Annotated in this window: 10 protein-coding genes and 1 rRNA gene; all 11 read right to left on the reverse strand. The window is 43.0% G+C overall.

All coding sequences use genetic code 11. The features are described from left to right. Positions 1-26: 26 nt before the first annotated feature. Complete coding sequence (rsmI, locus tag I2483_RS14670) at positions 27-905, reverse strand: 16S rRNA (cytidine(1402)-2'-O)-methyltransferase (protein WP_207277870.1); 879 nt, start codon at positions 903-905, stop codon at positions 27-29. Next, on the reverse strand, positions 883-1170 hold the full coding sequence (locus I2483_RS14675; protein ID WP_207277871.1) for a GIY-YIG nuclease family protein: 288 nt from the start codon (positions 1168-1170) through the stop codon (positions 883-885). The genes rsmI and I2483_RS14675 overlap by 23 nt, the downstream gene beginning before the upstream one ends. After that, entirely contained in the window at positions 1154-1906 is a 753-nt protein-coding gene (locus tag I2483_RS14680) for a tRNA1(Val) (adenine(37)-N6)-methyltransferase (RefSeq protein WP_207277872.1), read from the reverse strand. Before I2483_RS14680 ends, I2483_RS14675 begins: the two co-directional genes overlap by 17 nt. Positions 1907-2134: 228 nt before the next feature. Next, positions 2135-2506, reverse strand: coding sequence for a DNA replication initiation control protein YabA (gene yabA, locus I2483_RS14685; RefSeq protein WP_186673311.1), 372 nt, complete (start codon positions 2504-2506; stop codon positions 2135-2137). Between the two features lie 13 nt (positions 2507-2519). Then, complete coding sequence (locus I2483_RS14690) at positions 2520-3347, reverse strand: PSP1 domain-containing protein (RefSeq protein WP_207277873.1); 828 nt, start codon at positions 3345-3347, stop codon at positions 2520-2522. Continuing rightward, positions 3340-4347: a DNA polymerase III subunit delta' gene (gene holB, locus I2483_RS14695; RefSeq protein WP_207277874.1), complete on the reverse strand. Its 1008-nt coding sequence runs from the start codon at positions 4345-4347 to the stop codon at positions 3340-3342. Before holB ends, I2483_RS14690 begins: the two co-directional genes overlap by 8 nt. Before the next feature lie 58 nt (positions 4348-4405). After that, positions 4406-4846 (reverse strand): YaaR family protein, encoded by a 441-nt coding sequence (locus tag I2483_RS14700; protein ID WP_207277875.1) that lies wholly within the window; start codon positions 4844-4846, stop codon positions 4406-4408. 19 nt (positions 4847-4865) lie between these two features. Continuing rightward, positions 4866-5195, reverse strand: a complete 330-nt coding sequence (locus I2483_RS14705; protein WP_149582625.1) for a cyclic-di-AMP receptor — start codon at positions 5193-5195, stop codon at positions 4866-4868. 47 nt (positions 5196-5242) lie between these two features. After that, positions 5243-5878, reverse strand: a complete 636-nt coding sequence (tmk, locus tag I2483_RS14710; RefSeq protein ID WP_186673307.1) for a dTMP kinase — start codon at positions 5876-5878, stop codon at positions 5243-5245. Position 5879: 1 nt separating this feature from the next. Then, positions 5880-7316: an aminotransferase class I/II-fold pyridoxal phosphate-dependent enzyme gene (locus I2483_RS14715; RefSeq protein WP_207277876.1), complete on the reverse strand. Its 1437-nt coding sequence runs from the start codon at positions 7314-7316 to the stop codon at positions 5880-5882. Between the two features lie 270 nt (positions 7317-7586). Then, a 5S ribosomal RNA gene (gene rrf / locus I2483_RS14720) occupies positions 7587-7691 on the reverse strand; the annotation flags it as partial.

The raw sequence follows: 7691 nt of genomic DNA on the forward strand, positions 1-7691 counted from the left end.
TTTACATTAAAATGAACAAAAGTCACTTATTCATCTTCAACATGGAATTCTTTATAAACGTCGCGGCGGCTCAACCCACGATCGTTTGCTACTTCACGGATAGCCTCTTTTGAACGAAGACCTTTTCTTTCCATCAATTCTGTTACATGATCATGGATTTCTAAGTCGTTCCACCACTCCTGTTGCACTTCTACACTAACTCCGTCACTGCCTTCAATAACAATACAGAACTCCCCACGTATTTCGTTTGATTCTGCCCATAAAACAGCTTCTTCAAGCGTGCCACGGAGAAATTCCTCAAAACGTTTTGTCAATTCCCTTGCAAGGACAATAGAGCGTGTCCCACCGAAGCTCGTCTGTAACGCACGTAAGGTTTCCTTTAGCCTGTGGGGTGCCTCATACAAAATGACTGTCTCTTCCCGTTGTTTTAAATCGTCTAATTGAATGGTCCGGGTCTTCTTCTGTCGTGATAAAAATCCAAAGAACATAAATGGTTGCGGTACCAGCCCAGAAGCGACTAGTGCACTGATTGCCGCATTCGCACCTGGAACAGGAACAACATCATACCCTGCATTAATTGCCTTAGCTACAATGTCCGCGCCCGGATCAGAAATGCATGGCATACCTGCATCACTCACGAGTGCAACTGTCTTTCCATCCGCCAGCATTGCCAAAATCTTTTCGCCGCCGACTTCAATATTATGTTCATGATAACTCGTTAGCGCTGTCTTTATTTCAAAATGGTTACATAATCTGATTGTATTTCTTGTATCTTCTGCCGCAATCATATCGACCTCTTTCAAGATACGAATCGCTCGGTATGTCATATCTTCAAGATTACCGATTGGTGTACCGACTAAAAACAGTTTTCCACCGCCTGGTTCAGCACTTTTCTGTGACTTCATTTACGTTTCGCCCCTTTCCAATATAAATCTCTTTCGCATTTCTCTTCAGTTGTTTAAATTGATACTCTGCCTGCATAGCTTCACGTTTCGTCTCGAAGTTTTCGTGGTAAATACATTGTACAGGTCGTTTTGCGCGCGTATACTTAGCGCCCTTGCCTTCATTATGTACACGAACACGCTTTTCCAAATCATTCGTGTAACCGGCATAATAGGATCCATCCCTGCATTCTAATACATAAAATAAGTGATCACCCATTTTGTCCATAAAGGAGGAGCCTCACTTCTTCCGTATATTCATTATCAGCGCCATACACATAAAGAGGCGGTAATACTTTCAAATCCGGCTTACCATCTTTTATCGCCTCAATCAGCAATGTATTGGCTTCTTTACCCTCTTTCGGATAAATAAACTGTATTCGTTTCGGCTCGAGTCGATTAGCACGCATTGCAGTGACAATGTCAAGTAAACGTCCCGGACGGTGGACAAATGCCGCTTTGCCGCCCTGCTTCAACAATTCGCTTGCCGACTGGATAGCCTGCTCAAGCGTTAGGTGGATTTCATGCCTGGCAATTGCCAGATGCTCCGACAAGTTCTTGTCGCTTGCCTCGTGCGCTGGGAAGTAGGGAGGGTTACATGTTACTGTATCGTATTTCTCATAGCCAATTTTTGCCGCAATACCAATGACATCACCATTAATGATTTGGATCCTATTTTCCAATCCATTATACTGGACACTTCTTTCCGCCATATTTGCAAGTCGCTCCTGTAATTCAACGGCAATAATAGTAGCGTTCGTTCTGGCGCTTAAAAACAACGGAATTGCTCCATTACCTGCGCATATATCTACAATTTTTCCGGACTTTTGTAGCGGGACATAAGCAAATCGCGCAAGTAATACTGCATCCAAAGAAAATGAAAAAACTGACGGACTTTGAATAATCCGCAAACTTTCCGCCAATAAATAATCAAGTCGTTCATCATCCTGTAAAATTTCATCCATAATACTTTCCTCCATAATAGAAATGCGTAAGACACCGAACTAAGGAATGCAACCTAAGTTCACCACGAATACGCCTATAATTTGTAGCTTTCCTTAATGAGACTGAAGCTTATAAAGGAAGGCATCCTAAGTACGCCGCGTCCTGCGGCAACAGATGCATGACCCACCTCCTGTGGGTCTACAATAAAAGAAAAGCCGATGCCTACGTTGCAATAGGATCGGCTCACTTTACACGTTTTGTTTATTTAAGAATGAGAGGCAGAACAGACAATCTTCCCCTTTTCGAATACCACCGTAATGGACATTGCAGACGTGAAATCCTTCATTATATAGGCGCGCTAAATTATCAACGCCTTCTCCAACGTCTATTTTGTTCGTTTTTTTCCGATGTTGCCTCGTGTTGATTGCCTGTGCTTCTTCATCAATTTGTTTATCCATTTCTTCAAGCCGCTTGCGCAAATGATGGTTTTCGAGTTGAAGCGAATGGTTCTCTTCCGTCATCTGCGCGACGAATCCAATCAATTCGCGGAATTGCTTTTGCATAGATTCGAGTTCTTGCTCGAATTCCATAACCCTATCCAGAAAACTCTTTTCTTTCAACTATCCCACCTCATTATTTCATCAATTGAGCCGTATTTTTTTGCAGTTCCATTATTTCTTCCAACGTATATTCCAATACCAGATCTTGCTCCGCTATACTTACTTGAAGAAGGCGTTCAAGCAGATTCAGACCAACTACTTTCCCAGGTCCCTCAGGTGTTTGGACCCGTGTTCCGACGTCTGGCATAAGCGCTTTCGCTTCTTCGTAATCATCATTCTCATATTTCAAGCAACACATAAGACGTCCGCATAAACCTGATATTTTTGAAGGATTAAGTGATAAGTTCTGATCTTTTGCCATTTTTATCGAAACTGGTTCAAAATCACCGAGGAATGTTGAACAGCAAAGCATCCGGCCACATGGACCAATGCCACCAAGCATTTTTGCCTCATCTCGTACACCGATTTGTCGCAGTTCAATACGTGTCCGGAAAATCGAAGCAAGATCTTTAACAAGATTCCGGAAATCAACACGGCCTTCAGCCGTAAAGTAAAAGACAATCTTGTTTCGATCGAATGTGTACTCTACATCAACCAGCTTCATTTCTAGCGCATGTTCTATAATCTTTTCTACACCTGTACTAAATGCCCGTTCAGCTTCAAGACGATTCTCCTCTACTTTTTCGAGGTCTTCCGTTTGAGCTGGACGAATGATCTTTTTGAGCGGCAAGACAACATCATTCTCACCAACTTCTCTTACCTTACCTGTAACTTTACCGTATTCAATTCCACGTGCTGTTTCAACAATGACGTAGTCGCCTTCGTCAAGCGTATATTCAAGTGGATCGAAATAATATATTTTACCCGCTTTCTTAAAACGGACACCTACAACTTTATACAACAAGTAACCCCTCCTGCATGCTGAGCACCAATTGTTCCATTAAAAGCGTGCGATTCATATTGCCATTCAACTGCTTTTTCGACTGCAAGATTGCCTCCATATTAGCAGACAGCCGGCTATATGTCATCTTCATCGAAAGACCTCTAACTAGTTCTTGCTGATCGGGAAATGTTGCTATTGACTGCAAACCGGCTTTGGATGCCACTACATCTCTGTAAGCATAAAGCAGTAGATCCAGTCCGCTCTCAGTCTCTTCCTTCTCTTTAAATATAGGGGCCCATTCAGATTGAATGAATAACAACGCTTCATGGACATGTCTATCCGATGCTTCAACCAATTTTAACACTGTTTTTCGCATGTGTGCAAATTGATCATCTCCAGCCAGTCGAAAAGCTTCATCCAGATTGGCGGTGACCATCGTAACTGTCGCCGCCATTGAAGGTGTAATTCCCTTTTCGACTAGCTCACTAATCATCATTTCTCTAGATGGCGGTAGAAAAGATAGCCGCTGACACCGTGATTGGATCGTGGGTAATATCGATTGATATGAATCCGTTAAAAGAATTGCTGTTACATCACCTTCAGGTTCCTCAAGAAACTTGAGCAACGTATTCGCCGCAGCAATATTCATCCGATCTGCCCTGGAAATAATATATATTTTCCTACCCGCCTCGTACCCCTTCTTCGTCATGCTATATACAAGATTAGACATCTGCTCTTTCCTGATATCCTGCCCATCTGGCCGAATAAGTGTTACGTTAGGATGATTACTAGACGTCACTCTTCGACAAGAATGGCATGTTTCACATGGAACAAAGTTTTCTGGACTAACACAAAGGAGTAATTTAGCAAAAAAAAGTGCAACTGCTTCTTTTCCCGTTCCACGTTCACCGTCAAACATATATGCATGTCCGATTCGTCTATTTTTATAGGAAGAACTTAATCGTTCAGTTATTCTTTTTTGCTCTACTACAAGTCGGTTATTCATTTCATCTTGCATAAGTACGCACCTCCGTGTTCAAAAAAACCGTGTTTCTTAAACGACAGAAAACACGGAATCACATGTATAGATTGATGAGTAATCCTTTAATCTCACCAATTTTAGCTAGTAAATCGACAGATGTTTTTTCTTCATTCAACAGGTCTTCTGCCAACTCAATTAGCCTTTCGTCTATCGTTTCGACAATTTTCAACCGTCGTCCCTCACCGAAACGATTCCATGTATGAGACTGTTTAAGTCCCATCCCAGATTCAACAGCTTCTTTAAGAAAACGTCGAACCAGCATTTTAAATTTAGCCATATCGCGCAAATTGCGTGAACGGGCAATTCGGTCACCTGCCGATGAAATATCACCGAGGAGCTTCGTAACCTGCTCTCCTTGGAGGCGCTGCTCTTGTTTAACTACCATTTGGCCGAACCGCGCTCCACCTTGAGATGAATGTAAAGGATCGTTCCTCATCTTATCGAGGCCCGACCGGTAGTCAATATTGACTTTCAATTAGGTTCACCTCTATTCATCAAAAATGATGAAAATGTTCAATTGGAAGGACGAATACAGTCGCACCGCCAACCTCGACCTCAACCGGATAAGGAATGTAAGAATCTGCATTTCCACCCATCGGAGAAACAGGAGCTACCATTTGATCTCGTGAACGGCAATTTTCCCGAATAAGTTCAAGCGCCTTCGGAACGAGGGCATCATCGGTACCAATCAGAAATGTCGTATTCCCCGACCTTAAAAACCCTCCCGTACTAGCCAATTTTGTTGCTCGGAAGTCACCCTTGGTCAAAGCCGTAGATAACCGGTTACTGTCTTGGTCCTGTACAACTGCCACAATCAATTTCACGATAATCTCCCCTTTTCCGCTTTCCAACCATTATATCATGAATCTGACTATTTAATGAGTTGGGAGCATATGATTTTCCAAACATTTTCCGTTACTTGCTCTTTAGAGAGCGAAGCATCCGTTGATTGAATCCGTTTTGGGTAACGACGGATGAGCTCCTGATAACCCTCGTAAACATTTTGATGAAAGTGGATACTTTCATTATCCAACCGGTTTTCTTCACGTTTGTCATTTGCTGCAATCCGCGCAAGTCCTAGTTCTGGATTGATATCAAAAAACACCGTCAGATCCGGCATCGTATTGCTGATAGCAAACTCATTAATCGATAGAACCTCATCAATTCCTAGTCCGCGCGCATGCCCCTGATAGGCTAGTGAACTATCAACAAAACGATCACATAAGACGACCATTCCATTCTGAAGTGCAGGAACTACTTTCTCTACAAGATGCTGCCTTCTTGCTGCTGCATAAAGAAGCGCTTCCGTCCTTGCATCCATTTCCTGATGATCATTATCGAGGATGATTTCACGAATTTTCTCCGCAATACGAATTCCACCCGGTTCGCGCGTAAGAATGACCTTCAATCCTTGTTCTTCCATACGTTTATATAACTCTTTGATGACTGTTGTCTTTCCGGCTCCTTCAGGCCCTTCAAATGTGATGAATACACCTTTCTGTATCATGTTATTCCTCCACTCTATTCATTACTACAACTATCTGCTTTTCATTAATTCGAATTTCTCCTTGGAATTTCGCACCCATTTGGAGCAACTTTTCGAGAGTTTGAACATGCTCATCCTTTACAATCTCTCCGGCGATTAAAAGCGGAATTCCAGGTGGATAGGGAATAATGGAAGCTGCCGCCACACGACCCACGGAATCTTCATACGGAATCCACTCTACCTCCATATTCGCCGCTTCCTCGAACGTGTAAGCGAGACAAGATAATCCCTCCCCAAGTGCTGGTGCTTCTACTTTACTTCTTTTCTTATCTAATCCATTTAAACTAGCTACCGCAGTTTTCATTTTCTCGTAAATTTCATCGAAGGGATAGGTCGATTCCACTTTTAGTAATGGTAACACGAAAAGCACTTGATAAGGATCTGCAATTTCCCCGTATATTCCTTCCGCTTCCAGCCTTTGTTGTATATCAAAACCGGAATAACCTTCAATTCGCAAAATAAGTTTTAACGGATCATCGGTTTCAACTATTTGGAGTCCTTGAATAAGTTGTAGCTGTTTAATAAAAGTAGCCCGCCGTTCCGCAAAGTGTTTTTTGTCTTCCTCATTAAAAGACTCCGCATAAGCTCTTGCATCATCAAGCGATGCCATCAACAAGTAAGACGGACTGCTGGATTGTAGCATCCCTAAATAACGGGCAACCTTTTCTATAGTTATGAAATCTGAGCGGACATGTAAAAAAGAAGCCATCGTCATCGCAGGCAGTGTTTTGTGTGCTGAATGCACAACTACATCCGCCCCCATCTGAAGCGCCGAACGCGGAAATGGTTCTCCTACAATAAAATGCGCACCGTGTGCCTCGTCTACCAAGACCGGAACTCCATATGTATGACAAAGATTGATAGTCTCTTCCAGCTCGTCCCCCGCTATGCCATAATACGTCGGATATGTAAGAATAACAGCCTTGGCCTCAGGATAAGCCTTGAGTGCCTCACCGACTTGCGTAGCCGTCACGCCCCCGGCCGTCATTGTAGGCACATCCCAAACCGGTGACACAAATACCGGCCTTGCGCCAGTCAGCTCAATCGCATGGAAAATCGACTTATGTGCATTGCGCTGAACAATAACCGTTTCACCCGCACGACAAGCCGCATAAACCATTGCCAAATTCCCTACCGTTGAACCATTCACAAGGAAGAAGCTTCGATCCGAACAATAGAGTGATGATAGCTTTTGCTGTGCCTCTTCAATTACTCCACTCGGCTCATGAAGATCGTCAAGACCCTCTAACTCAGTGAAATCGTATTTAAGAGCCGTCCGTAATTCGGCCGGTAATCCAGAAAGCATTCCTCCCTTATGTCCAGGCACGTGGAATGAAATCGGATTTGCTTCCTTGAATTTCGTTAACGCTTCAATGAGCGGCCGATTAGGATTTAACATTGTAAATCACATTTCCTTTCCTTCTATTATATAGTATCTCAGACCGATCATATAACCAGTACAACCAATCATATAGCCCCTCTTCGCTAGGCATCCTAGTCATTATTAATTAATTATAAACAAAAAATCATTACCCACTCACCGGCAATGACTACATTTCTTTAAATTCATACTTTCTATGCATTCGTGCTTTGATTTTTGATAAAAACACGCTTATAACACAAAACGAGATGATTCTAAAGAATCATCTCGTTTTGTGTTATCCATGGTGCCCGGCGACGTCCTACTCTCGCAGGGGGAAACCCCCAACTACCATCGGCGCTGAAGAGCTTAACTTCCGTGTTCGGGATGGGAACGGGTGTGACCTCTTCGCAA

It is taken from the genome of Sporosarcina sp. E16_3 (assembly GCF_017347125.1).
In the GTDB taxonomy this organism is placed as follows: domain Bacteria; phylum Bacillota; class Bacilli; order Bacillales_A; family Planococcaceae; genus Sporosarcina.